Source organism: Pseudomonas kuykendallii (assembly GCF_900106975.1).
Taxonomy (GTDB): domain Bacteria; phylum Pseudomonadota; class Gammaproteobacteria; order Pseudomonadales; family Pseudomonadaceae; genus Pseudomonas_O; species Pseudomonas_O kuykendallii.
In genome coordinates this window covers 189,327-214,026 of sequence record NZ_FNNU01000006.1, presented here as the reverse complement: position 1 = coordinate 214,026, position 24,700 = coordinate 189,327, and the positions used below count along the sequence as shown (strand labels likewise).

The window sequence follows — 24,700 nt, the reverse complement described above, 5'->3', positions numbered from 1 at the left end:
GCGAAGCGCCGAGCAAGACCGGCGCTTGACCTTGGCTCTCTCGCCACTATATATAGCGGTGCCGCAACGGCGGCCCCCTCGTTTTTTACTCATCCAATTCAGGAATTTTCCGATCCATGGGCAAATCGCTGGTCATCGTGGAATCCCCGGCCAAGGCCAAGACCATCAACAAGTACCTGGGCAACCAGTACGTGGTGAAGTCGAGCATCGGCCACATCCGTGACCTGCCCACCAGTGGTTCGGGGAATGCCGCCAAGGAGCCGGCCAAGCGCGGCAAGGCCGCCGCGGCCGAAGCGCCCGCGCTGTCGCCCAAGGAAAAAGCCAAGCGCCAGCTGTTCACCCGCATGGGCGTCGACCCGGAGCACGGCTGGAAAGCCAAGTACGAAATCCTTCCCGGCAAGGAGAAGGTGATCGAAGAGCTGCGCCGTCTCGCCAAGGATGCCGACACCATCTATCTCGCGACCGACTTGGACCGCGAGGGGGAAGCCATCGCCTGGCACCTGCGCGAAGCCATCGGCGGCGACGACAGCCGCTACAAGCGCGTGGTGTTCAACGAGATCACCAAGAAGGCGATCCAGGAAGCCTTCTCCAAGCCCGGGGAGCTGGACATCGACCGCGTCAACGCCCAGCAGGCACGGCGCTTCCTCGATCGCGTGGTGGGCTACATGGTCTCGCCGCTGCTCTGGGCGAAGATCGCTCGCGGCCTGTCCGCCGGGCGCGTGCAGTCGGTGGCGGTGAAGCTGGTGGTGGAGCGCGAGCGTGAAATCCGCGCCTTCGTTCCCGAGGAATACTGGGAAATCCACGCCGACCTCGGTACCGCCAAGGATGCCAAGGTCCGCTTCGAGGTCGCTCGCGAGAAAGGCGAAGCCTTCAAGCCGGTCAACGAGGCGCAGGCGATGGCCGCCGTGGCGAAGCTCAAGTCCTCCAGTTACAGCGTGATCAAGCGCGAGGACAAGCCGACCAGTAGCAAGCCGACGGCGCCGTTCATCACCTCGACCCTGCAGCAGGCGGCGAGCAACCGCCTCGGGTTCGGCGTGAAGAAGACCATGATGATGGCCCAGCGCCTCTACGAGGCGGGCTACATCACCTACATGCGTACCGACTCCACCAACCTGTCGAACGACGCCATCGAGATGGTGCGCGGTTTCATCGACGGCGAGTTCGGTGCCAAGTACCTGCCCGCCAAGCCGAACTCCTATTCGAGCAAGGAGGGCGCCCAGGAGGCGCACGAAGCAATTCGTCCCTCCGACGTGAACATGCGTCCGACCCAGCTCTCCGGCATGGAGCGCGACGCCGAACGTCTGTACGAGCTGATCTGGCGCCAGTTCGTCGCCTGCCAGATGCCGCCGGCGGAATACCTGTCGACCACCGTCAGCGTCAAGGCCGGTGACTTCGAGCTGCGCGCCAAGGGCCGCATCCTCAAGTTCGACGGTTACACCCGCGTGCAACCGCAGCAGAGCAAGCCCGGCGAAGACGCCGTGTTGCCGGACATGAAAGAAGGCGAGGCGCTGAAACTGGTCAAGCTCGACCCCAGCCAGCACTTCACCAAGCCGCCGGCGCGCTTCTCCGAAGCCAGCCTGGTCAAGGAGTTGGAAAAACGCGGGATCGGCCGTCCATCCACCTATGCTGCGATCATCTCGACCATCCAGGACCGCGGTTACGTCACCGTGCACAATCGCCGTTTCTATTCCGAGAAGATGGGCGACATCGTCACCGACCGGCTGTCCGAGAGTTTCTCCAACCTGATGGACTACGGCTTCACCGCCGGCATGGAAGAGAACCTCGATGACGTGGCCCAGGGCGAGCGCGACTGGAAGAACGTGCTCGACGAGTTCTACGGCGACTTCAAGCACAAGCTCGAAGCGGCCGAGACCGGTGGCAAGAGCGAGGCCGGCGGCATGCGTGCCAACCAGCCGACGCCGACCGACATTCCCTGCCAGCTGTGTGGCCGTCCGATGATGATCCGCACCGCGTCCACCGGGGTGTTCCTCGGCTGCTCCGGTTACAGCCTGCCGCCGAAGGAGCGCTGCAAGGCGACCCTGAACCTGATTCCCGGCGACGAGATCGCCGAGGATGACGAGGGCGAATCCGAATCCCGCGTCCTGCGCGGCAAGCACCGTTGCCCGATCTGCAGCACGGCGATGGACGCCTACCTGCTGGACGAGCACCGCAAGCTGCACATCTGCGGCAACAACCCGGATTGCGCCGGCTATGAGATCGAGCAGGGCACCTACCGGATCAAGGGCTACGAAGGCCCGAGCCTGGAGTGCGACAAGTGCGGCAGCGAGATGCAGCTGAAGACCGGCCGTTTCGGCAAGTTCTTCGGTTGCACCAATCCGGCCTGCAAGAACACCCGCAAGCTGCTCAAGAGCGGTGAGGCGGCGCCGCCCAAGATCGACCCGATCAGGATGCCGGAGCTCAAGTGCGAGAAGGTGGACGACACCTACGTGCTGCGTGATGGCGCTTCGGGCCTGTTCCTGGCCGCCAGCCAGTTTCCGAAGAACCGCGAAACGCGCGCACCTCTGGTGCTGGAGCTGATTCCGCACAAGGATGAGCTGGACGAGAAGTATCACTTCATCCTCGAGGCACCGACGAAGGACCCCGAGGGCCGCCCGGCAGTAATCCGCTTCAGCCGCAAGACCAAGGAACAGTACGTGCAGTCGGAAGTCGACGGCAAGCCAACCGGCTGGCGGGCGTTCTACGACGGCGGCAAGTGGAAGGTCGAAGACAAGCGCTGATGTCCTTACCGTCGGGCGCGCGGGCGATTGCCCACGCGCCTGCGCAGCGCTAGCGTGGTCCCCATCCGCCGGCTCGTTCGCCGGCGCCAGCGTGGAGCAGCAGCATGGCCCATGAGCTCTATACCCGCACCAACCAGAAAATCTATTTCGCCGGACTAGCGCTGGACGGATGGCGCAAGGCCGAAGAAGGCCGCGTGATGAACGCGCTCGCGCTGATCCAGGCCGAGCGCGAAGCGGCGCTGTTCCATTTATATGGTGCCTTGCTCGGCCTGTGCCACGAGATCGCCGGGTTCTATCGCCTGCCGAATTTTCAGGCGCCCCGCGCCGAGCTGTTGCTCAATCGCGCGGTGCTCGACGAGGCGCCCAGCCCGGAGCTGGCCGAGCTGGTGGAAATGGCACAGCAACCTGAAACCTGGCTGGGTCAGTTGCTGGCCGCTTACGCACAGCTGTTCCAGCCGCCCCAGGCGCCGCGTAAAGCCAGGCTCGATCCTTCGACGCCGCTGATCCATTCGGTCACGCTGGATGAGGAAGAGCTCGAGTCGGCGCTGTCTCGCGAGGAACTGGACGCCTGGCGCCAGCAGCTCAAGCAACTCGCCCTGCGTTTTCGCGCGAGCCTCACCGAAAGCTGAGTTAAAGCGGTAGGGTGCGCCATGCGCACCGTCGAACCGTCAGTTCTGGGAATGACTGGAATGCCGCCATGGCGGCGCTCAGCTGCCTCGTGGAGGCACTGCTACGGTGATCGGCTTTGGCTCACGCAATTTGAGTGATGCTCTGGTGGGCTGAAGCCCGCCCTACGGCATCGGTGTACCCATATACGCTTCGCTTCCGTTTGGTGGGTCACGCTTCGCCGACCCACCAAACGCAGCCCTGGTCGGACGAAAAGTCTGATCACGCTTGCGAACCAGGGCCAGTGGCCGGCATCACGATCATCGCCGTACCACTAGGGAGCCATGGTTTCCACTGCTACAATGACGCGCCTTCCATCGAGACCCTTTTCATGCCTACCTCCTTTCTGGAAATCGTCGAACTGCCCGATGGGCGCATTGCGCTGCGCCGCGCCGAGGATGAGGAGGCGCTGGTGGTTCTGGATTTCTCCGAGGATGCCAAGGCGTTCCTGCAGGGCCACCACGTGGAAGTGGCCAAGGCGATGCTGAATGTTGGCGTGCAAATGGCCGGAAAGATGGCCGAAGGGGATTTCGAGCGAGACCAGGAGCCCCGCGTTCTTCATTGAGAAGAGCGAAAGCTTTGCGGCTTTGGTAGAAGAAGCTGCCTGGGCGAGCGCCGGCAGTTAAGCGAATACGTCGATCACGACACGTCCCTGTGTCGGCAAACTCTCAACCCAGACGAACATTGAGGCTCTGCGCGCCACCTTGGCGAGCCGCAGCAGCAAGGCGTGCGCGCGCCGAACGGTCCAACTGAAGCCAGCTGACCACAGTATGACTGCGCCCCAGACGCAGAGCCTCGCAGGTCAACTCCAGCGCGCTCTGCTCGCCGCGTGGCTGGAGCAGCAGAATCCGTTCGCGGTTGAGCCCTGCATCGCGCAACCAGGCTTGCGTGAGGCTGCCAGGCGGTGCGATCAGCGTGAGCCAGCGTGCGTCGGTCTCCTCGCTGAGTTCGCGCAGCATCGGCGCCAGCAGGTTGAGGCAGTGATTGGCAGCTCCGCGCAGCGATATCTCGCTGAAGGCTTCCGCTTCGTCCAACCAGGGGGAATCCAGCGCCTGGGTCAGCAGGGGGATGGCCGGCTGTGCGAGAAACGCCTCGAACAGCGGCAGTTGCGGGAGGTCAAGCGTCTGCGGGAACTGCATGGAACGTCTCCTTTAGCGGCGAATGACGCCGACACTCAAGCCTTCGATCACCAGGCTCTGTTGTTCGAGATCCACTTCGATGGGCGCGAAGTCGGGGTTCTCCGCGATCAACCAGACCTTGTTGCCCTGGCGCTTGAAGCGTTTCACGGTGACTTCGTCGTCCAGTCGCGCGACCACTACCTGGCCGTTGCGCGCTTCGCGGACCGTGTGCACGGCCAGCAGGTCGCCGTCGAGGATGCCGATGTCCTTCATGCTCATTCCGTGCACGCGCAGCAGGTAGTCGGCGCGGGGGTGGAAGAAGGCCGGGTTGATCTTGCAGGACTCCTCGACGTTCTGTTCGGCGAGGATCGGCGCGCCGGCGGCGACGCGACCGATGATCGGCAGCGAATCTTCGTCCACCACGGCTTCGCTGCCGGGGATGCGAATGCCGCGCGAGGCGCCTGGAGTCATCTCGATCGCGCCCTTTCGGGCCAGTGCCTTGAGATGCTCCTCGGCCGCATTAGGCGACTTGAAGCCAAGAGCCTGGGCGATTTCCGCTCGAGTCGGCGGGTAGCCGTTGTCTTCCAGGCACTGCTTGATGAAAGCGAGGATCTCGGCTTGGCGTGGCGTCAGTTTCAGCATGGTCAGCGCTCTGGGTTTTTGTACAGTGACTGGGATTATATACAGTGAATCTCCTGTGGCAATCTTTCATTTACATCCCTGTCGAGCCCGCCTGGCGATGCCTGGATATTGCAAAAGCGCGACGGGCACGGCCAAATGTGACCGGCGCGTCAGGCCAGGCGCGATGCGTCTTGACAGTGGACGGGCTGAAAACGTATGTTTCAAACAAGTGTTTGTCAGGCGATTTGAATCATGGCCCAGTCCGAAACCGTTGAACGCATCCTCGATGCCGCGGAACAGCTTTTTGCAGAGAAGGGCTTCGCCGAAACGTCCCTCCGGCTCATCACCAGTAAAGCGGGCGTCAACCTGGCCGCGGTGAACTATCACTTCGGCTCGAAGAAGGCGCTTATCCAGGCGGTTTTCTCGCGTTTCCTCGGTCCGTTCTGCAGCAGCCTCGAGCGCGAGCTGGAGCGACGCCAGGCCAAGCCGGAAGAGAAGGCCAGCCTCGAGGAACTTCTCGAACTGCTGGTCGATCAGGCGCTTGCGGTCAAACCCCGCAGCGGCAACGACCTCTCCATATTCATGCGTCTGCTCGGTCTTGCGTTCAGCCAGAGCCAGGGCCACCTGCGCAAGTATCTGGAAGAGGTCTACGGCAAGGTCTTCCGCCGTTACATGCAGTTGGTCAACGAGACCGCGCCGCGGATTCCGCCGCTGGAGCTGTTCTGGCGCGTGCACTTCATGCTGGGCGCCGCCGCGTTCAGCATGTCGGGGATCAAGGCGCTGCGGGCGATGGCCGAGGCCGATTTCGCGGTGAATACCTCGATCGAGCAGGTCATGCGCATGATGGTGCCGTTCCTCGCGGCGGGCATGCGCGCGGAAACCGGTATCTCCGACGAAACCCTGGCCGCCGCGCAGATGCGCCCGCGTACCAAGAGCGCCGCGCTGCCTGCCCAGGCCTGACCACGGTGGGCGGGCGAGGGGCGATCGGCTAAGCTAGCGCGCATGCCAAACCTCGACCTCCTGCATATCTCCATCGACGACCAGACGCTCTTCGGATTTGCCGAAGGGCGTCTCGTGCTGCGTCTGCCGGTTTCCACCGCCGCCAATGGCGCCGGCGAGCGCAACGGTTCCAATTGCACGCCGCGCGGCCTGCATCAGGTTCGCGCCAGGATCGGCGATGGCTTGCCCCTTGGCGCGGTCTTGCGGGGGCGGCGCTGGACTGGCGAGGTCTGGTCGACCGAGCTGCATGAGCAGTTCCCCGGTCGCGACTGGATTCTCACGCGGATTCTCTGGTTGTCCGGCTGCGAGCCGGGCTTCAACCGCCTGGGCCCGGTCGATACCTTCCGCCGCTACATCTATCTGCACGGCACACCGGACAGCGTCGTCCTCGGTGTGCCCGGTTCCCATGGCTGCATAAGGCTGCGCAACAGCGACCTGCTGGCGCTGTATCCGCGCGTGCCACTGCATTGCCCCGTTCGTATCGAAGAGGCTGCCCGTCCCGAGTGGATGTCGGCCGAACTCGATTAAGGATTTTCCCGTGACCATTCCCCTGCAAGGTTCGCTGATGCTCGATGTCGGCGGCTACTGGCTGACCGCCGAGGACCGCCAGTTGCTGCGCCAGCCGGAAGTCGGCGGCCTGATCATCTTCGCCCGTAATATCGAGCACCCGCGTCAGGTGCTCGAGCTGAGCCGCTCGATCCGCGCCCTTCGCCCCGATCTGATCCTCGCCGTCGACCAGGAAGGTGGCCGCGTCCAGCGCCTGCGCCAGGGTTTCGTACGGCTGCCGGCGATGCGTGCGCTGGCTGCGCAGGCGAATGCCGAAACGCTGGCCGAGCACTGTGGCTGGCTGATGGCCACCGAAGTGCTGGCCGTGGGGCTGGATATCAGTTTCGCCCCGGTGCTGGACCTGGATCACCAGCGTAGCCAGGTGATCGGTGCCCGCGCGTTCGAGAGCGATCCGCTGCGCGCCGCCGATCTCGCCAGCGCGTTCATTCGCGGCCTGCGCGCGGCCGGGATGGCTGCCACCGGCAAGCACTTCCCCGGGCACGGCTGGGCGGAAGCGGATTCCCACGTGGCGATCCCGATCGACGAGCGCAGCCTCGAAGAGATCCGCGCCTGCGACCTGCAGCCCTTCGCACGACTGGCCGGCGAGCTGGACGGGATGATGCCGGCGCACGTGATCTACCCCCAGATCGACGCACAGCCGGCCGGATTCTCCCGGCGCTGGTTGCAGGACATCCTGCGCGGTGAACTGGGCTTCTCCGGGGTGATTTTCAGCGACGACCTGTCGATGGCCGGTGCGCACGTAGTCGGCGATGCCGGCGAGCGCATCGAGGCGGCATTGAACGCCGGTTGCGACATGGGGCTCGTATGCAATGACCGCGCGGCTGCCGAGCTGGCGTTGAGCCGTCTGCAACGTCTGCGCGTCGGCCGGCCGGGCAACCTTTCGCGGATGCGTGCGCGCAGCTGGCCCGATACCAGCTATCGCCAGCACCCGCGCTGGTTGCAGGCCACCGCCGCGTTGCGCAGCGCCCAATTGATCGACTAAGGAGCACGCATGACCGTTTACGCCATCATCGGTGGAACTGGCCTGACCCAGCTCGAAGGCCTCGACCTGAGCGTGTCGCTGGATGAACAGACGCCCTACGGCGCTGCCTCGGCGCCGGTCCTGCGCGGCGAGTATGGCGGTCGGGAGGTGCTGTTCATCGCCCGCCACGGGCATCCGCACCGGCTGCCGCCGCACAAGGTGAACTACCGCGCCAACCTGTGGGCGCTCAAGCAGGCCGGCGCCGAGGCGATCATCGCGGTCAACGCGGTGGGGGGCATCAACCCCGGCATGGGCACCGGGCACCTGTGCGTGCCGCATCAGCTGATCGACTACACCTGGGGCCGCGAGCACACCTTCTTCGATGGCGAGCCGCAGCCGGTGACCCACATCGACTTCAGCAATCCCTACGATGAGCTGCTGCGCATGCGGCTGCTGGAGGCACTGCAGGCCAGCGGATACGCGTACAGCAACCTTGGCGTCTACGGCTGCACACAGGGGCCGCGCCTGGAGACCGCGGGCGAAATACTGCGCATGGAGCGCGACGGTTGCGACCTGGTCGGCATGACCGGAATGCCTGAAGCCGCGCTCGCGCGCGAACTCGCGCTGCCCTACGCCTGTCTGGCCCTGGTGGTGAATCCGGCGGCGGGAAAGAGTGTCGAGATCATCACCATGGCCGACATCGAGGCGGCGCTGGCCGAGAGCATCGACCGCGTGCGCGAGGTGATCGGCCGGGTACTGGCGAGCGATGCCTGAGCCGGCGCCGCAATGAAAAAGGCCGATGCACTGCATCGGCCTTTTTTCATTGCGCCATTCGGCAGGGCGATCAGAGCGGGCTGACGCGCACCAGCAGGCCCAAGCTGGAGTGATCCAGGTAGGTCAGTTCGCCGATCTTCAGCCGGCTGGTCTGCTTGAGGTGCTCGCTGGCGGCGATCAGGTTTTGGCCATCGAACTGATTGACCCAGAAATCCGCCTCGACATCGACGAAGCGCACCTGCGACAGGCTCAGGGTGCCCTCGACCGGGAAATGCCCGAGCTGTTCGCTGCCGGCGCTCACGGCCACCTTGCTCGGGGTGGCGCCGATGTTCTGCAGCCAGGCCTTGTGCATCAGCACCTGGTAGCCCTTGCCGGCGGTCAGCCTGGCTGCCTGGCTATCCAGTGCGCGGGCGGCCTCGCTTGCCAGCGGGGTGGCGCCGGCGGCCCAGTCGTCCGGTGCCGGCTGGCTGGCATCCACCGCCGGCGCCTGGCGGAACAGGATCACCTCGACCTGATAGGTGCCGTCGGCGAAAGCCGCGGGGGCGAGGAGGGCGAGCAGCAGCGGGAACAGGCGAAACAGCGGCATTGCGAAATCCTTCATGGCGAGAGGCCCGCACGTGGCGGGCAGAGTCTTCAGGCGTTCGGGGCGAGGCGCTCGAACAGCGCCTCCAGGGTGTTGAAGCGCTCTTCCGGTCGCTCCATCGGCACCTGGAACCTGAACAGGGTGGCCCCTTCGAACTTATAGCGTTTGGGCTGGCTCTGGATCAGCTTGATCAGCACCAGCGGATCGACCGCGGTGTCTGCCGCGAACTCGATGCGACCGCCCTGCGGGCCGGCGTCGACCTTCTTGATCCCGAGCTTCTCGGCCTGCAGCTTCAGCAGGGTCAGACGCACCAGGTTCTTGGTCGGTTCCGGAAGCAGGCCGAAACGGTCGATCATCTCCACCTGCAACTCCTTCAGACCATCCTCGTCGGCGGCATTGGCGATGCGCTTGTAGAGGATCAGCCGCGCATGCACGTCGGGCAGATAATCCTCGGGGATCAGCGCCGGCAGGCGCAGGTTGATCTCCGGGCCGCCGCCCAGCGGCTGGTCAAGGTTCGGCTGCTCGCCCTTGCGGATGGCTTTCACCGCGCGCTCGAGCATTTCCATGTAGAGCGTGAAACCGACTGCCTGGATCTGCCCGCTCTGGCCGTCGCCGAGCAGTTCGCCGGCGCCGCGGATTTCCAGGTCATGGGTCGCCAGGACGAAGCCGGCGCCGAGATCCTGGGCGTTGGCGATGGCTTCGAGGCGCTTCTGCGCATCGTCGGTCATCTGCTTGCGGGGTGGCGTGAGCAGGTAGGCGTAGGCCTGGTGGTGGCTGCGCCCGACGCGCCCGCGCAACTGGTGCAGCTGGGCCAGGCCGAACTTGTCGGCGCGCTCGATGATGATGGTGTTGGCATTCGGCACGTCGATTCCGGTCTCGATGATGGTCGAGGCCACCAGCACGTTGAAGCGCTTGTGATAGAAGTCGCCCATCACCTGTTCCAGTTCGCGCTCGTGCATCTGCCCGTGGCCGATGCCGATGCGCGCTTCGGGCACCAGTTCGGCCAGGTCGGCGGCGCACTTCTCGATGGTCTTCACGTCGTTGTGCAGGTAGTAGACCTGGCCGCCACGCAGCAGCTCGCGCAGCAGCGCTTCCTTGATCGTCGGCTTGTTCTGCTCCATGACGAAGGTCCGCACGGAGAGCCGGCGCGCCGGCGGCGTCGCGATGATCGACAGGTCGCGCATCCCTGCCACCGCCATGTTCAGCGTGCGCGGGATCGGCGTGGCGGTGAGGGTGAGGATGTCCACCTCGCTGCGCAGCGCCTTGAGCTGCTCCTTCTGGCGCACGCCGAATCGGTGTTCCTCGTCGATGATCACCAGGCCGAGGTTCTTGAACTTGACGTCCTCGGACAGCAGCTTGTGCGTGCCGATGACGATGTCCACCTGGCCTTCGCCCAACTGCTGCACGGCCTCGCCGACTTCCTTGGCCGACTTGAAGCGGCTCATCACCTCGACCTTCACCGGCCAGTCGGCGAAGCGGTCGCGGAAGCTGTTGTAGTGCTGCTGGGCGAGCAGGGTGGTCGGCACCAGCACCGCCACCTGACGACCGCTGTGCACGGCGATGAAGGCGGCACGCATGGCCACTTCGGTCTTGCCGAAGCCGACGTCGCCACAGACCAGGCGATCCATCGGCTTGGGCGCCAGCATGTCCTCGCGCACCGCCTCGATGGCGGTCTGCTGGTCCGGCGTCTCCTCGAAGGGAAAGCCGGCGCTGAAGGTTTCGTAATCCATCTTCGGATCGTCGAATGCGTAACCTTCGCGGGCTGCGCGGCGGGCATAGATGTCGAGCAGTTCGGCGGCGACGTCGCGGACCTGCTCGGCGGCCTTGCGCTTGGCCTTCTGCCAGGTTTCCGAACCGAGCCGGTGCAACGGCGCCAGGGCATCGTCGCTGCCGGTGTAGCGGGCGATCAGGTGCAGGCTGGCGACCGGCACGTAGAGCTTGGCTTCCTCGGCGTACTGCAGGGCGAGGAATTCCGCGGCCTGGCCCTCGATCTCCAGGGTGATCAGGCCGAGGTAGCGGCCGACGCCGTGGTCGATGTGCACCACCGGCGCACCCTCGCGCAGTTCGGTGAGGTTCTTGATGACGTTGTCGCCATCGTGCTGGCGCTTGTCGCGGCGCCGGCGCTGCATGATCCGCTGGCCGAACAGCGGGCTTTCGGCGACCAGCGCGAGCGCCGGCGTCTCCAGCAGAAGGCCTTCGTCCAGCGGCGCGATGGCGATCGCCAGGCGCTCCTCGCCGGCGACGAAATCGGCCCAGCCCTCGACCTGCTGCGGTTTCAGCTTGAGCCGCGCGAGCAGTTCCAGCAGCACCTCGCGGCGCCCGGCGGTCTCGGCAGTGAACAGCACGCGGCCGGAGAATTCGTCGAGGAAGCGCCGCAGCGCGCCCAGCGGCTCGCTGGCCTTGGCCTCGATCGCCAGATCGGGAAGCGCTGCGGCGGGGAAGCGCTCGCGGCCGACGCCGGTTTCCAGGTCCTGCTGGCCGGCGACCACGCGGGGCCAGTTCTTCAGGCGGGCGAAGCAATCCTCCACTGGCAGGAAAACGTCGGCCGGCGGCAGCAGCGGGCGTTCAGGGTCGACGCGGCGGTCCTCGTAGCGGTTGCGCACGTCGTTCCAGAACTGCTCGGCGGCCTGTTCGATGCCTGGCAGCGAGAACACCTGGGTGTCCTGCGGCAGGTAGTCGAACAGCGTCGCGGTTTCCTCGAAGAACAGCGGAATGTAGTACTCGATGCCGGCCGGGGTGATGCCGCTGGCCAGGTCCTGATAGATCGGGCAGCGGCGGAAGTCGACGTCGAAGCGCTCGCGGAAGCGTCCGCGGAAATCGGTCACGGCCTTCTTGTCCAGCGGGAACTCGCGCGCCGGCAGCAGGCGGATCGACTCGACCTTGTCGATCGAACGCTGGGTCTCCGGATCGAAGGTGCGCAGCGTCTCGATCTCGTCGTCGAACAGGTCGATGCGGTAGGGCAGCGAGCTGCCCATCGGAAACAGGTCGATCAGCGCCCCGCGCACGGTGAACTCGCCGTGCTCGTAGACGGTGTCGACGTAGCGATAGCCGGCGGCTTCGAGGCGCGCGCGCAGCATCTCGACGTCGAGCTTCTGGCCGACGTCCATCACCAGGCTGGTGCCGAGCAGAAAGCGCGTCGGTGCCAGCCGATGCAGGGCCGTGGTGATCGGTACTACCAGGACGCCGTGCTGCAACTCGGGTAGGCGATAGAGCGCGGCGATGCGCTGGGAAATGATGTCCTGGTGCGGCGAGAACAGGTCGTAGGGCAGGGTTTCCCAGTCGGGAAAATGCAGCACCGGCAGTTGCGGGGCGAAGAAGCGCAGTTCCTCCTGTAGGCGTTCGGCGCTCTGGCTGTCGTTCGTCAGCAGCAGGGTGAAACGTTTGGCGGCGCTGGCGGCCTCGGCGATGGCCAGGGAGAGCGCGGCACCAGGCAGGTTGCCCCAGTACTGCTTGCCGGCGGCAGACGGGAGAAGCGGGAGGCGCAATACAGGCACGTGGGGTCTTGGCTCCGGAGAGAAAGTTGAGCGCAGGGATTGTAACTATCCGGGGCGACGGCTGTCAGTGTCATGGTCGCTGCGATTGCCGGCCGATCTGAGCGTCGGCATAATGTAGCCCCTTTTTACAGCCCCTACATATGGAAGGTACTGCCCGTGAATCAGAAGCCCGACCAGTGTCTTGGTGAATGGATCGATCGTGAGGCTCTTGCGGAAACCATGATTCCGCTGATCGGCCAGCTCTACCGCAACAACAATGTGGTGATCTCCATCTATGGCCGCAGCCTGATCAACCGTTCGGTCATCGAGATCCTCAAGGCGCATCGCTTCACGCGCCACCGCCAGGCAGACGAGACCGAACTCTCGGTCCATGACACCTTCCCGATCCTGAAGACCATGAGCGAGCTCAAGCTGGGCGCCGCTTCGGTCGATCTGGGCAAGATGGCCGCTAAATTCAAGGACGGTAAAGGCGAGCGCAGCATCGAGCAGTTCGTCCGCGAAGAACTCGCCGATGTCATCGGCAAGCAGAACGAAACCCCGCACAAGGGCAAGGACGTGGTCCTCTACGGCTTCGGCCGCATCGGTCGCCTGCTGGCGCGCATCCTGGTCGAGAAGACCGGTAGCGGCGAAGGCCTGCGCCTGCGCGCCATCGTCGTCCGCAAGGGCGCCGAAAACGACCTCGCCAAGCGCGCCAGCCTGCTGCGCCGCGACTCCGTGCACGGCTCGTTCTACGGCACCATCATCGTCGACGAAGAGAACAACACGCTCAACGTCAACGGCAACCTGATCAAGGTGATCTACTCCAACGATCCCTCTACCGTCGACTACACCGCCTATGGCATCCAGGACGCGCTGCTGGTCGACAACACCGGCAAATGGCGCGATGCCGAGGGCCTGTCCCAGCACCTCAAGTGCCCGGGCGTGGACCGCGTGGTGCTCACCGCACCAGGCAAAGGCAAGCTGAAGAACGTCGTCCATGGCATCAACCATGGCCAGATCACCGCCGAAGACAAGATCGTCTCCGCGGCGTCCTGCACCACCAACGCCATCGTGCCGGTGCTCAAGGCGGTCAACGACAAGTTCGGCATCGTCAACGGCCACGTCGAAACGGTTCACTCGTACACCAACGACCAGAACCTGATCGACAACTTCCACAAGGGCAACCGTCGTGGTCGCAGCGCCGCGCTGAACATGGTGATCACCGAGACCGGCGCCGCCACCGCTGCGGCCAAGGCGCTGCCGGAACTGGCCGGCAAGCTGACCGGCAACGCGATCCGCGTGCCGACGCCGAACGTCTCCATGGCGATCCTCAACCTGAACCTGGAGAAGGGCACCAGCCGCGAAGAGATGAACGAGTACCTGCGCTACATGGCGCTGTATTCGGATCTGCACAACCAGATCGACTTCGTCAATTCGCCGGAAGTGGTTTCCACCGACTTCGTCGGTTCGCGCTACGCCGGCGTGGTCGATGCCGAAGCCACCATCTGCAGCGATAACCGTGTCGTCCTGTACGTCTGGTACGACAACGAGTTCGGCTACAGCTGCCAGGTCGTTCGCGTGATGGAAGACATCGCCGGGGTCAACCCGCCGGCGTTCCCGCGCTGATCGATCGTCGCCAGTGAATGACGGGAGCTTCGGCTCCCGTTTTCATTTCCGTGCGAGAAGGCTCTGCGGCGCGGCCTGCATGGTCGCCAGCCGGTTCGCTGCGGCGCTATGATGCCGTCTGTCGAATTTTCGGTGGGGAGCGGCGGTCTTGAACACACGGCATACAGGCAATCCCTCGCAGGCGCGCGCGCGCGTCCTTGCGCGCGCGCTCGGCGCGACGCTGGCCGGCATCGCCGCGCTCTGTCTGGGCGGTTGTTCGGACAGCCTGGAGTCCTTCGGCGGCCCGACCATGGGCAGCACCTATACGGTCCAGTACGTGCGTGGCAGCGGCATGCCGGCGCCGGAGGCGCTGCAATCGGAGGTGGAGAAGATCCTCGCCGACATCGATCAGCAGATGTCCACCTACCGCAGCGACTCCTTCATCGAGCGCTTCAACGACGGGCCGGCGGGTTGCCAGGCAGCGCCGGCGTCGGTTCTGAAACTGGTGGAGTACGGCGAAGGCTTGTCGCGCAACAGCGACGGTGCCTTCGATCTCACGGTCGAGCCGTTGCTCAACCTGTGGGGCTTCGGCCCGAAAGGCGAAGGCCTGCGCGTGCCCTCCGCGGAGGAGCTGGAGGCGGTGCGGGCGCTCTATGGCTATCACCACCTGCAGGTGAAGGGGGCCGAGCTGTGCAAGGACCGCGACGAGATCCAGGTGGACTTCAACGGCATCGCCGCCGGTTATGCGGTCGACCTGATCGCCGGGCGCCTCGAACAGCTGGGGGTGAAGAGCTATCTGGTGGAGGCCACCGGCGAGCTGAAGGCGGTTGGCCGCAAGCCGGACGGTTCGCCCTGGAAGATCGCCATCGAGGCGCCGCAGAGCGAGACCCGCGTGCCGCAGATGATCGTCGCCCTGGACGGCTATGCCATGACGACCGCCGGCGACTACCGCAACTTCTTCGAGGAGAACGGCCAGCGCTACTCCCACACGCTGGACCCGTCGACCGCCGCGCCCGTGGCGCATGCGCTGGCCGCGGTGACGGTGATCGATCCTTCCGCACTGAACGCCGACGGGCTGGATACCCTGCTGATGGTGCTCGGTCCCGAGCGCGGCCTGGCCTACGCCGAGCGTGAGCACATCGCGGCGTTTTTCGTGTCCCATGATGGCAAGGGTTTCGTCTCACGCAGCAGCAGCGCCTTCGACGCGCTGGTCGCGGCGCAACAGGGAAAACCCTGAGCGCGTGCGCATGTAGTGGCGGCGAAGCTCGCCTACCTCGCGACCAACCGCTACTGTGCAGCGCGAATCGAGCCGATTAGGCTGAGTGAAATGCTGCGGCATCCCGTGTCGCGGCCCTGTCGGGGCGCATTGCGCATCCCGACTCGTCCAAGGAGTAACTATGGCGGTTTACAGCTACGACGTGGTGGTTCTGGGTTCCGGCCCGGCGGGTGAAGGCGCGGCGATGAATGCTTCGAAGGCAGGGCGCAAGGTCGCGGTGATCGACGACCGTCCCCTGGTCGGCGGCAACTGCACCCACCTCGGCACCATACCCTCCAAGGCGCTGCGTCACTCCGTCCGGCAGATCATGCAGTTCAACACCAACCCGATCTTTCGCCAGATCGGCGAGCCGCGCTGGTTCTCTTTCCCCGACGTGCTCAAGGATGCCGAGCGCGTCATCGCCAAGCAGGTCGCCTCGCGCACCGGCTACTACGCGCGCAACCGCATCGACACCTTCTTCGGTACCGCCAGCTTCGCCGACGAGCAGACCGTCGAAGTGGTCTGCCTGAACGGCGTGGTGGAAAGGCTGGTGGCCAAGCAGATCGTCATCGCCACTGGCTCGCGACCCTATCGCCCGGTGGACATCGACTTCAGCCACCCGCGGGTCTACGACAGCGACACCATCCTGCAGCTGAACCACACGCCGCGGCGGTTGATCATCTACGGCGCCGGGGTGATCGGCAGCGAATACGCCTCGATCTTCAGCGGCCTTGGCGTGCTGGTCGACCTGATCGACAACCGCGACCAGTTGCTCAGCTTCCTCGACGACGAAATCTCCGATGCGCTGAGTTATCACCTGCGCAACAACAACGTGCTGATTCGCCATAACGAGGAGTACGAGCGCATCGAGGGGCTGGACAACGGGGTGATCCTGCACCTGAAGTCCGGCAAGAAGATCAAGGCCGACGCCTTGCTCTGGTGCAACGGGCGGACCGGCAACACCGACCGCCTCGGCCTGCAGAACATCGGCGTGAAGGTCAACAGCCGCGGGCAGATCGACGTCGACGAGCACTACCGCACCAGTGCGTCCAACGTCTATGCCGCGGGCGACGTGATCGGCTGGCCGGCGTTGGCCAGCGCCGCCTACGACCAGGGCCGCTCGGCGTCGGGGAGCATCGTCGAAAACGACAGCTGGCGGCATGTCGACGACGTGCCGACCGGCATCTACACGATTCCGGAGATCAGCTCGCTGGGCAAGACCGAGCGTGAGTTGACCCAGGCGAAGATTCCCTACGAGGTCGGCAAGGCCTTCTTCAAGGGCATGGCGCGTGCGCAGATCGCCGTCGAGCCGGTGGGCATGCTGAAGATTCTCTTCCACCGCGAGACGCTGGCGATCCTCGGTGTGCACTGCTTCGGTTATCAGGCTTCGGAAATCGTCCACATCGGCCAGGCGATCATGAACCAGCCGGGCGAGGCGAATACCCTGAAGTACTTCGTCAACACCACTTTCAACTACCCGACCATGGCCGAAGCCTACCGGGTCGCGGCGTTCGACGGGCTCAACCGGCTTTTTTGAGCAACTCCGGCCGGTGGCCTGAGCCGGCCGGGGAGAATCCCTTCGGCGACTCCCGCGCTTGGCAATGGCCGAATCGGGAAAGTTTCTGAACAGGCCGGAAGAACCGATCCGCGAGGGTCGGTTTTTTTATGGCTGGGGAATGGGGTCTTTAGGGGGGACTGGTGGGCTGAAGCCCACCCTACACGGGATATGCCGTAGGGTGGGCTTCAGCCCACCAGCCTGATCAACGCTGCAGCGTCGAAACCGCCGTACCCGGGAAGTCGGTGATGATGCTGTCGACGCCGAAGTCGGCGAGACGACGCATCAGCGCCGGTTCGTTCACCGTCCATACCGAGACGTGCAGCCCTTGTTTCTGCGCCTTCTGCAACCGCTCGGGGGTGCACAGCGTCCAGTTCAGCGCGAGCAGGCTGCAGCCGTGCTGCTTGGCGACTTTCAGCGGATCGAGCCAGTTGTACTCGGCCACCAGACCGCGGGAGATTTCCGGCGTCAGGCGGTTGAGCGCGCGCAACACCTCGCGCGAGCTGGAGGTGACGGTGACCTTGTCGATCAGGCCATAGCGCGTGGCGAGTTCCTGGATCGCCAGCACGGTACGCGCCGCGCGCACCCGCGAGGCGCTCTTGACCTCCAGCTGCCAGTGCTCGAACGGGCATCTCTCGAACAGCTCGGCCAGTCGCGGAATCGGCGCCGGCTGCAGCCAGCCCGGACCGCCCTGGCGCGCGTCGTAGTCGACCAACTCGTCGGCGTCGTGTTCGACCACCTTGCCACGGCGGCCGGTGGTGCGTTTCAGGGTCGGGTCGTGGATCACCATCAGCTCGCCGTCGCGTGACAGGTGCAGGTCCAGTTCGCAGCGGCGCACGCCGTGCTCCAGGCATTTCTGGAAGCCGGCGAGGGTGTTCTCGGGGGCTTCGCCCTTTGCGCCGCGATGGCCGTAGATCAGGGTCAAGAGGTCATTCCTTGAGGTTGTGGGGCTGGTGGTGACGCACGCTGTCGATCACCCGGCCGCTTTCGAAGTAAACGGAGAATTCGCGGTAGTCCCAGCGCGTGATCGGCGGTCGGCCGACGGCCGGGTGCTCCTCGTCGGCCAGGCCGAAGCGTTCCAGCACGGCGCGTTGCGAATCGCCGCGGGCGGGCAGGGCGAGGTCCGCCCGGCCCTGTTCCCCGAGGGGGATTTCGAGGGTCTGGGCACGCAGCCCGCCCGCACAGAGCAGGGCGATGAGCAGAAGCGCGCGCTTCATGCGTCGGTACTGGGGCGTTGCAGCGCCTGGCGCCGGTCCAGTGCCTGCTTTTGCAGGATGTGCCGGGCGAGCAACTGGCGCTGGGCTTCGGTGAGCCCTTCGAACTCGGTGCCGATCTCGAATTGCCCGTCGGCCTTTTCCTGGCAATGGATCACTTCGGCGCGCAGCAGGAGGCCGAGGGCCTGGGGCATCAACACCATCTTGATCGCCAGCTGCCTGCCTACCGGAATTTCCCGCGGATTGTCGAAGCCGATGCCGCCCTCGGACAGGCTCACCTGCTTCGGCGAGCCGACGTCACGCAGGAGATTCTGCGCCAGCGCCTGGCCGAGCAGGTCGATGCGCTTGTTGATCACCTTGAGGTAGTTGGCCAGGGTGCGATCGCGCTCGCCGATGTGGCGCAGCAATTGTTGCGATTCGAAGTCCGCCAGGTGCAGGTCGCTGAGCAGGTTGAACAGCGGCGAGGCGTCGTGCAGCGCCTCCTGGGTCTGGGCTTCGGCGCCCGACAGAAGGTGAAATTCCAATGCGATCGTGTCGTCGATACGGTAGTATTCGCGGCGATCATCGGTGTCTGAGGGCGGCATGGCGGTCCCATGGCAGCAGTGATTGGCTGAGTGTAAGGCCGCGCATCGTGCCCTGCTACATCGGCTGTCAAAAGCCGCTTTTCGTACCTTGCATTCGCGGCGTACGGGAACCGGACAGGGGAGTGCCGTTGTCACACGGCGCACGCATTCAACATGACGTAACACCTCCAGCCTCTGCGCTGCGTCGTTTGCCTGCACACTTCGTCCGCGTTCGTTTCGTCACCTGATGGACGTTCCCTTTCCAGCGAACAAGCCCCCGACATGTTCAGACCCCTGTCAATCTTCATCGGCGCGCGCTACACGCGGGCCAAGCGGCGCAACCATTTCGTTTCCTTCATTTCGCTGACCTCGATGATCGGGCTCGCCCTTGGCGTGCTGGTGATGATCGTGGTGCTTTCGGTCATGAACGGTTTCGACTACGAGATGCGCACCCGCGTGCTCGGCATGGTGCCGCACGCGACGCTCGAATCGCCGCAACCGATCCCCGACTGGCACGCGCTGGCGACGCTCGCGGAGGCCAATCCGCAAGTCGCCGCGGTAGCGCCGTTCACCCAGATGCAGGGCCTGCTGACCAATAACGGCCAGGTGCAGAAGGTGCTGATCGATGCGGTCGACCCGCAGTTCGAGCATCGGGTTTCGATCATCGACCAGTTCTTCCTGTCGGGAAAAGGCAACCTCGACGCCCTGCAGTCGGGCGGCTTCGGCATCGTCATCGGCGATCGCGCGGCGCAGAAGCTCGGCGTCGACATCGGTGACAAGCTGACCTTCGTCGCCCCGGAAGTCGCGGTGACGCCGGCCGGGATGTTCCCGCGGATGAAGCGCTTCACCGTGGTCGGGATCTTCCACGTCGGCGCCGGCGAGCTGGACGGCTACCTGGCGCTGACCCACCTGGACGATGCCGCGCGCCTCAAGCGCTGGAAACCGGACCAGGTGCAGGGCGTGCGCCTCAAGCTCCACGACCTGTTCCAGGCGCCGCGCGTGGCCTACCAGCTCGCCAACAGGCTCGGCCCGGATTACTACGCCCGTGACTGGACGCGCACCCACGGCAACCTCTACCAGGCCATCGGCATGGAGAAGGCGATGATCGGCCTGTTGCTGTTGCTGATCGTCGCGGTCGCCGCGTTCAACATCATTTCCACGCTGGTGATGGTGGTGACCGACAAGAAGTCGGACATCGCCATCCTGCGCACCCTGGGCGCCACGCCGCGGCAGATCATGGCGATCTTCATGGTCCAGGGCACCGTGATCGGCGTGGTCGGTACGCTGATCGGCGCGGTGCTCGGCATCCTCGCGGCGCTCAACGTCAGCGCGATGATCGCCGGCCTCGAGCGGCTGCTGGGGCACAAATTCCTCAGCGCCGAGGTGTATTTCATCGATTACCTGCCCTCGCGGCTGATGGCCGAGGACGTCGTCCTGGTCTGCTCCGCCGCGCTGGTCCTGAGTTTTCTCGCCACCCTTTATCCGGCCTGGCGTGCCTCGCGCACCCAACCAGCGGAGGCTTTGCGTTATGAGTGATAAGGCAGTCCTGAGTTGCCGCAACCTGGGCAAGCGTTACGAACAGGGCCCGGTGGCGGTCGACGTGCTGGCCGGCGTGCAGCTGGAGCTGCATCCGGGCGAGCGCATCGCCATCGTCGGCACCTCCGGTTCCGGCAAGAGCACGCTGCTCAACCTGCTCGGCGGGCTGGATACGCCGAGCCAGGGCAGCGTCTGGCTGGCCGGCGAGGAGCTGTCCGCGCTGAACGAGAAGGCGCGCGGCCTGCTGCGCAACCGCGCGCTGGGCTTCGTCTATCAGTTCCACCACCTCCTGCCGGAGTTCACCGCGCTGGAGAACGTCTGCATGCCGCTGCTGATCGGCAAGACCTCCATTGCCGAAGCGCGCCAGCGCTCCACCGCGCTGCTCGAACGCGTCGGCCTCGCTCATCGCCTCGAGCACAAGCCGGCCGAGCTGTCCGGCGGCGAGCGCCAGCGCGTGGCCATCGCCCGGGCGCTGGTCAACAATCCGGCGCTGGTGCTGCTCGACGAGCCCACCGGCAACCTCGACAACCACACCGCCCACGGCATCCAGGACATGATGCTGGAGCTCAGCCGCTCCTCGCAGACCGCCTTCCTGGTCGTTACCCACGACCTGCAGCTGGCGCAGCAGATGGACCGCGTGCTGCGCCTGGAAGACGGCAAGCTGGTGGCCGCCTGATGTTCCGCCCGCTCTCGATCTTCGTCGGGCTCCGCTACACGCGGGCCAAGCGCCGCAACCATTTCATCTCGTTCATCTCGCTGACCTCGATGATCGGCCTGGCGCTCGGCGTGCTGGCGATGATCGTGGTGCTCTCGGTGATGAATGGCTTCCAGCAGGAGATGAGCTCGCGGATTCTCGGCATGGTCTCCCACGCCACCTTGTCCGCCGACAAGCCGCTGGACGACTGGAAGGCCGTCGCCGATGCGGCGATGAAGAATCCCGAGGTCACCGGCGCGGTGCCCTTCGCCGAACTCGAAGGGATGATTTCCTTCAAGGGGGCGATGCAGCCGCTGCAGGTCAACGGCATCGATCCGCAGGAAGAACCCAAGGTCTCGATCATCGGCCAGCACATGGTCCAGGGCAGCCTCGACGACCTCAAGGCCGAGCAGTTCGGCGTGGTGCTCGGGGAGATCACCGCGCGGCGCTTCGGCCTGCGTCTGGGCGACAAGGTCACCCTGATCGTCCCGGAGCTGAGCAGCGCGCCCGGCGGCATCACCCCGCGCATGCAGCGGCTCACCGTGGTCGGGCTGTTCAAGGTGGGCGCCGAGCTGGATGGCTCGCTGGCGCTGGTGCACATCGCCGACGCCGGAGAAATCCAGCGCCTGCAGCCGGGCCAGGTGCAGAGCGTGCGGCTGGCGCTGAAGGACCTCTATCGCGCGCCCGAGGTGTCCGCGGCGATCGCCGGCGGCCTGGGCCAGGGCTACCGCGCCGACGACTGGACCCACACCCAGGGCAGCCTGTTCAGCGCGATGAAGATGGAGAAGACCATGATCGGCCTGCTGCTGATGCTGATCATCGCGGTGGCGGCGTTCAACATCATCGCCACGCTGATCATGGTGGTCGCCGACAAGCGTGCCGACATCGCCATCCTGCGTACCCTCGGTGCCACGCCGCGCCAGGTGATGGCGATCTTCATGGTCCAGGGCAGCGTGATCGGCTGCATCGGCACGCTGATCGGCGGCGTGCTCGGCGTGCTCGCGGCCATCAACATCAGCAGCCTGATCGCCTGGGTCGAAGGTGCGCTCGGCATGCGCATCCTCAGCTCCGACCTGTACTTCATCAGTTCGCTGCCGTCGAAGCTGGAAGTCTCCGACGTGGTGCTGATCTGCGCGGTGGCGCTGATCCTCAGCTTCCTCGCCACGCTCTATCCGGCCTGGCGCGCCTCGCGCACGGAACCCGCCGAAGCGCTGCGTTACGAGTGACCCAGGGCAGCGCCCCGGTCCCGGGGCGCCGCCCGCAGGCGATTGAAAAACTACCTGCGTTGGCAATACAGCGTTGAAAACGGCCTCGAAATGCTCATTTACAGCCATGTGAACTCCGCTTTCTCGGCCCTTTTCGCCTCGTCTTGCCTGCCTCGTTCAGGTTTTTCAAAGGCCTGCTAGGCTGCACCGATCGTTTCACCTGGCCGCATTCCACGGCCGGATCATGGAGTCGATCCAGCATGCGCACAGGGATGATTGCGCTCGCCGCGGGGCTTTTGCTCCTGCGTTTTCTGCCCGCGTTGCCCGACACTCGATGGCTGAGCGGCCTGGCCCTGGTCGGCCTGCTGTCGCTGGCCTGCCGCCGCTATCGGGTGGCGATGCTGCTTCTCGGACTGAGCTGGGCCTGCGTGTCCGCGCAATCGGCGCTGGACGATCGCCTCGCGCCGGAACTGGACGACCGTACGCTGTGGCTGGAAGGGCAGGTCGTCGGCCTGCCGGCGGTGTCCGACGAGGTGGTGCGCTTCGAGCTGGCGGAGGCCGAATCGCGCCGCGTGCGGCTGCCGCAGCGGATGCGCCTGGCCTGGTACGGCGGCCCCGCGCTGCGGGCGGGTGAACGCTGGCGCCTGGCGGTGCACCTGAAGCGTCCGCATGGTCTGGTCAATCCGCAATCCTTCGATTACGAGGCCTGGCTGCAGGCCCAGCGTATCGGTGCCACCGGCACGGTGAAGAGCGGCGAGCGCCTGGCGCCGGCGGAGGGCATCGGCGCCTGGCGTGACGCGCTACGGCAACGGCTGCTGGCATTGCCCGCGTTCGGTCGCCAGGGCGGGCTGACGGCGCTGGTGCTGGGCGACGACTCCGGGCTTTCCCGCGCCGACTGGCAACTGCTGCAGGACAGCGGAACGATTCACCTGATGGTGATCTCCGGCGGCCACGTCAGCCTGATGGCCGGTTTGGTCTACGGGTTGATCGTCCAGCTGGCGCGTCACGGGCTGTGGCCACGTCGTCTGCCCTGGCTATCCTGGGCCTGCGCGCTGGGTTTCGCCGCGGCGCTCGGCTACTCGCTGCTGGCCGGCTTCGAGGTGCCTATCCGCCGCGCCTGCATCATGCTCGCGGTGGTGCTGATCTGGCGCCTGCGCTTTCGCCATCTGGGCGTGTGGACGGCGCTGCTGCTGGCCTTCGATCTGGTGCTGTTGATCGAGCCGCTCGCCAGCCTGCAGGCGGGTTTCTGGCTGTCCTTCGGCGCGGTGGCGATCCTCGCCCTGACCTTCGCCGGTCGCCTCGGTGCCTGGAGCGCCTGGCGCACGCTGGGACGGGCGCAGTGGGTGATGACCATCGGCCTGCTGCCCGGCTTGCTGGCGCTCGGGCTGCCGATCAGCATCAGCGGCGCGCTGGCCAATCTGATCGCGGTGCCCTGGGTCAGCTTCGTCGTGTTGCCACCGGCGCTGTTGGGCACACTGTTGCTGCCGGTTCCCTGGCTGGGCGAAGGGCTGTTCCAACTGGCGGGCGGTCTGCTCGAGTTGCTGTTCCTGATCCTGGCGCCCATGGCGCGCTGGTGGCCTGCCTGGCTGCCGACGGCGGTTCCGCTGTGGGCCTGGCTGCTCGGCGCGCTCGGCGCCTTCCTGCTGTTACTGCCCAGCGGCGTGCCGTTGCGGGTATTCGGCCTGGCGTTGTTGTTGCCGATGCTGTTTCCGCCGTCCGGCGCGCCGCCGGAGGGACGAGCCGAGGTGTGGCAGTTCGACGTGGGGCAGGGGCTTTCGGTCCTGATCCGCACGCGCAGCCATGCCTTGCTCTACGACGCTGGCCCGCGCTATGGCGACTTCGACCTCGGCGAACGCGTGGTGCTGCCGTCGCTGGCCGGGCTGGGCGTGCGCCGGCTCGACCGGTTGTTGCTCAGCCATGCCGATTCGGACCATGCCGGCGGCGCCCTGGCGATCCAGCGTGGCCTGGCGCCGGCGCAGGTCATCAGCGGCGAGCCGGACCGGTTGCCCGCGTCGCTGCAGGCCCGGCCGTGCGTCGACGGCGCCCGTTGGCAGTGGGACGGCGTGCGCTTCAGCACCTGGCGCTGGAGCGGGGCGACGACGGGCAACCAGGCGTCCTGCGTGTTGAAGGTCGAGGCCAATGGCGAGCGCATGCTGCTCACTGGCGACATCGATATCCAGGCCGAGCGCGCGTTGATCGATGCAGGCCGCGACCTGCGCGCCGAGTGGCTGCTGGCGCCGCACCACGGCAGCCGCAGTTCCTCGTCGATGGCCTTCCTGCAGGCGGTACAGCCGCGCGCGGTGCTGTTCTCCCGCGGGCAGCACAACGCCTTCGGTCACCCGCATCCGACGGTCGTCGCGCGCTACCGGGCGCTCGCCATCGCGCTCCATGACAACGTCGAGGAGGGCGCTCTGCGCATCGAGCTGGGCGCATTCGGGCCTGCCCGGCCGCTGCGCGCGCAGCGGCGGTTCTGGCGTGACCCGCTTGCTCCCGAGGCCGCTCCAGGCCCCGTCGGACAAACGCCTTGAGACGCTGCGTTGCGCAGTTGCTCAAGCCTTGGGAACCCTATGCTA

Annotated in this window: 21 protein-coding genes; 14 read left to right on the top strand and 7 right to left on the bottom strand. The window is 65.6% G+C overall.

What is annotated here, in order from left to right; translation table 11 throughout:
* The first annotated feature begins 116 nt into the window (after positions 1–116).
* The 3 genes from topA to BLV15_RS19095 all read left to right on the top strand — a co-directional run bounded on the left by topA (position 117) and on the right by BLV15_RS19095 (position 3,969).
* Complete coding sequence (gene topA, locus BLV15_RS19105; RefSeq protein ID WP_090231291.1) at positions 117–2,738, top strand: type I DNA topoisomerase; 2,622 nt, start codon at positions 117–119, stop codon at positions 2,736–2,738.
* 104 nt (positions 2,739–2,842) lie between these two features.
* Positions 2,843–3,367, top strand: a complete 525-nt coding sequence (locus tag BLV15_RS19100) for a DUF6586 family protein (protein ID WP_090231290.1) — start codon at positions 2,843–2,845, stop codon at positions 3,365–3,367.
* Between the two features lie 368 nt (positions 3,368–3,735).
* The gene (locus BLV15_RS19095; protein ID WP_090231356.1) at positions 3,736–3,969 is read left to right on the top strand and encodes a hypothetical protein; all 234 of its coding nucleotides are present in this window, start codon (positions 3,736–3,738) and stop codon (positions 3,967–3,969) included.
* Between the two features lie 103 nt (positions 3,970–4,072).
* On the opposite strand, the gene sulA is transcribed toward BLV15_RS19095, so the two are convergent.
* Together sulA and lexA are read right to left on the bottom strand one after the other, a co-directional pair.
* Positions 4,073–4,543 (bottom strand): SOS-induced cell division inhibitor SulA, encoded by a 471-nt coding sequence (sulA, locus tag BLV15_RS19090; RefSeq protein ID WP_090231289.1) that lies wholly within the window; start codon positions 4,541–4,543, stop codon positions 4,073–4,075.
* Between the two features lie 12 nt (positions 4,544–4,555).
* Positions 4,556–5,164 (bottom strand): transcriptional repressor LexA, encoded by a 609-nt coding sequence (gene lexA / locus BLV15_RS19085; protein WP_090231288.1) that lies wholly within the window; start codon positions 5,162–5,164, stop codon positions 4,556–4,558.
* A 231-nt stretch (positions 5,165–5,395) separates the two neighbouring features.
* On the opposite strand from lexA, the gene BLV15_RS19080 reads away from it, so the two are divergent.
* The 4 genes from BLV15_RS19080 to BLV15_RS19065 are packed head-to-tail and all read left to right on the top strand — an operon-like array spanning position 5,396 to position 8,444.
* Complete coding sequence (locus BLV15_RS19080; RefSeq protein ID WP_090231287.1) at positions 5,396–6,103, top strand: TetR/AcrR family transcriptional regulator; 708 nt, start codon at positions 5,396–5,398, stop codon at positions 6,101–6,103.
* Between the two features lie 42 nt (positions 6,104–6,145).
* Positions 6,146–6,670 (top strand): L,D-transpeptidase, encoded by a 525-nt coding sequence (locus BLV15_RS19075; protein WP_090231286.1) that lies wholly within the window; start codon positions 6,146–6,148, stop codon positions 6,668–6,670.
* Between the two features lie 22 nt (positions 6,671–6,692).
* Positions 6,693–7,691, top strand: a complete 999-nt coding sequence (nagZ, locus tag BLV15_RS19070; RefSeq protein ID WP_090231355.1) for a beta-N-acetylhexosaminidase — start codon at positions 6,693–6,695, stop codon at positions 7,689–7,691.
* A 9-nt stretch (positions 7,692–7,700) separates the two neighbouring features.
* Positions 7,701–8,444, top strand: a complete 744-nt coding sequence (locus BLV15_RS19065; protein ID WP_090231285.1) for an S-methyl-5'-thioinosine phosphorylase — start codon at positions 7,701–7,703, stop codon at positions 8,442–8,444.
* Between the two features lie 70 nt (positions 8,445–8,514).
* Here the strand turns inward: BLV15_RS19065 and BLV15_RS19060 are convergent, their stop codons facing one another.
* Both BLV15_RS19060 and mfd read right to left on the bottom strand, forming a co-directional pair.
* The gene (locus BLV15_RS19060; protein ID WP_090231284.1) at positions 8,515–9,030 is read right to left on the bottom strand and encodes a CsiV family protein; all 516 of its coding nucleotides are present in this window, start codon (positions 9,028–9,030) and stop codon (positions 8,515–8,517) included.
* Positions 9,031–9,077: 47 nt separating this feature from the next.
* Positions 9,078–12,521: a transcription-repair coupling factor gene (mfd, locus tag BLV15_RS19055; RefSeq protein ID WP_090231283.1), complete on the bottom strand. Its 3,444-nt coding sequence runs from the start codon at positions 12,519–12,521 to the stop codon at positions 9,078–9,080.
* 156 nt (positions 12,522–12,677) lie between these two features.
* On the opposite strand from mfd, the gene BLV15_RS19050 reads away from it, so the two are divergent.
* From BLV15_RS19050 to sthA, 3 genes are all read left to right on the top strand, one after another.
* Positions 12,678–14,126 carry a glyceraldehyde-3-phosphate dehydrogenase gene (locus BLV15_RS19050; protein ID WP_175534399.1) on the top strand — a complete coding sequence of 483 codons (1,449 nt, stop codon included), beginning with the start codon at positions 12,678–12,680 and terminating at the stop codon, positions 14,124–14,126.
* 289 nt (positions 14,127–14,415) lie between these two features.
* Positions 14,416–15,342: an FAD:protein FMN transferase gene (locus BLV15_RS19045; protein ID WP_090231353.1), complete on the top strand. Its 927-nt coding sequence runs from the start codon at positions 14,416–14,418 to the stop codon at positions 15,340–15,342.
* A 160-nt stretch (positions 15,343–15,502) separates the two neighbouring features.
* Positions 15,503–16,897, top strand: coding sequence for a Si-specific NAD(P)(+) transhydrogenase (gene sthA / locus BLV15_RS19040; protein ID WP_090231282.1), 1,395 nt, complete (start codon positions 15,503–15,505; stop codon positions 16,895–16,897).
* A 223-nt stretch (positions 16,898–17,120) separates the two neighbouring features.
* On the opposite strand, the gene BLV15_RS19035 is transcribed toward sthA, so the two are convergent.
* Genes BLV15_RS19035 through BLV15_RS19025 form a run of 3 tightly spaced genes read right to left on the bottom strand, consistent with a single transcriptional unit; the run spans position 17,121 to position 18,713 of the window.
* Complete coding sequence (locus BLV15_RS19035; RefSeq protein WP_090231281.1) at positions 17,121–17,840, bottom strand: glycerophosphodiester phosphodiesterase; 720 nt, start codon at positions 17,838–17,840, stop codon at positions 17,121–17,123.
* 4 nt (positions 17,841–17,844) lie between these two features.
* The gene (locus tag BLV15_RS19030) at positions 17,845–18,132 is read right to left on the bottom strand and encodes a Coa1/Tim21 domain-containing protein (protein ID WP_090231280.1); all 288 of its coding nucleotides are present in this window, start codon (positions 18,130–18,132) and stop codon (positions 17,845–17,847) included.
* Entirely contained in the window at positions 18,129–18,713 is a 585-nt protein-coding gene (locus BLV15_RS19025; RefSeq protein WP_090231279.1) for a PilZ domain-containing protein, read from the bottom strand. Before BLV15_RS19025 ends, BLV15_RS19030 begins: the two co-directional genes overlap by 4 nt.
* Before the next feature lie 261 nt (positions 18,714–18,974).
* Between BLV15_RS19025 and BLV15_RS19020 the strand changes: the two genes are divergently transcribed.
* The 4 genes from BLV15_RS19020 (at position 18,975) to BLV15_RS19005 (ending at position 24,655) form a co-directional block, all read left to right on the top strand.
* Positions 18,975–20,228: a lipoprotein-releasing ABC transporter permease subunit gene (locus BLV15_RS19020; RefSeq protein WP_090231278.1), complete on the top strand. Its 1,254-nt coding sequence runs from the start codon at positions 18,975–18,977 to the stop codon at positions 20,226–20,228.
* Complete coding sequence (lolD, locus tag BLV15_RS19015) at positions 20,221–20,904, top strand: lipoprotein-releasing ABC transporter ATP-binding protein LolD (protein ID WP_090231277.1); 684 nt, start codon at positions 20,221–20,223, stop codon at positions 20,902–20,904. Before BLV15_RS19020 ends, lolD begins: the two co-directional genes overlap by 8 nt.
* Positions 20,904–22,148 (top strand): lipoprotein-releasing ABC transporter permease subunit, encoded by a 1,245-nt coding sequence (locus BLV15_RS19010; protein ID WP_090231276.1) that lies wholly within the window; start codon positions 20,904–20,906, stop codon positions 22,146–22,148. The genes lolD and BLV15_RS19010 overlap by 1 nt, the downstream gene beginning before the upstream one ends.
* 239 nt (positions 22,149–22,387) lie before the next feature.
* Positions 22,388–24,655, top strand: a complete 2,268-nt coding sequence (locus BLV15_RS19005; protein WP_090231275.1) for a DNA internalization-related competence protein ComEC/Rec2 — start codon at positions 22,388–22,390, stop codon at positions 24,653–24,655.
* The last annotated feature ends 45 nt before the right edge of the window (positions 24,656–24,700 follow it).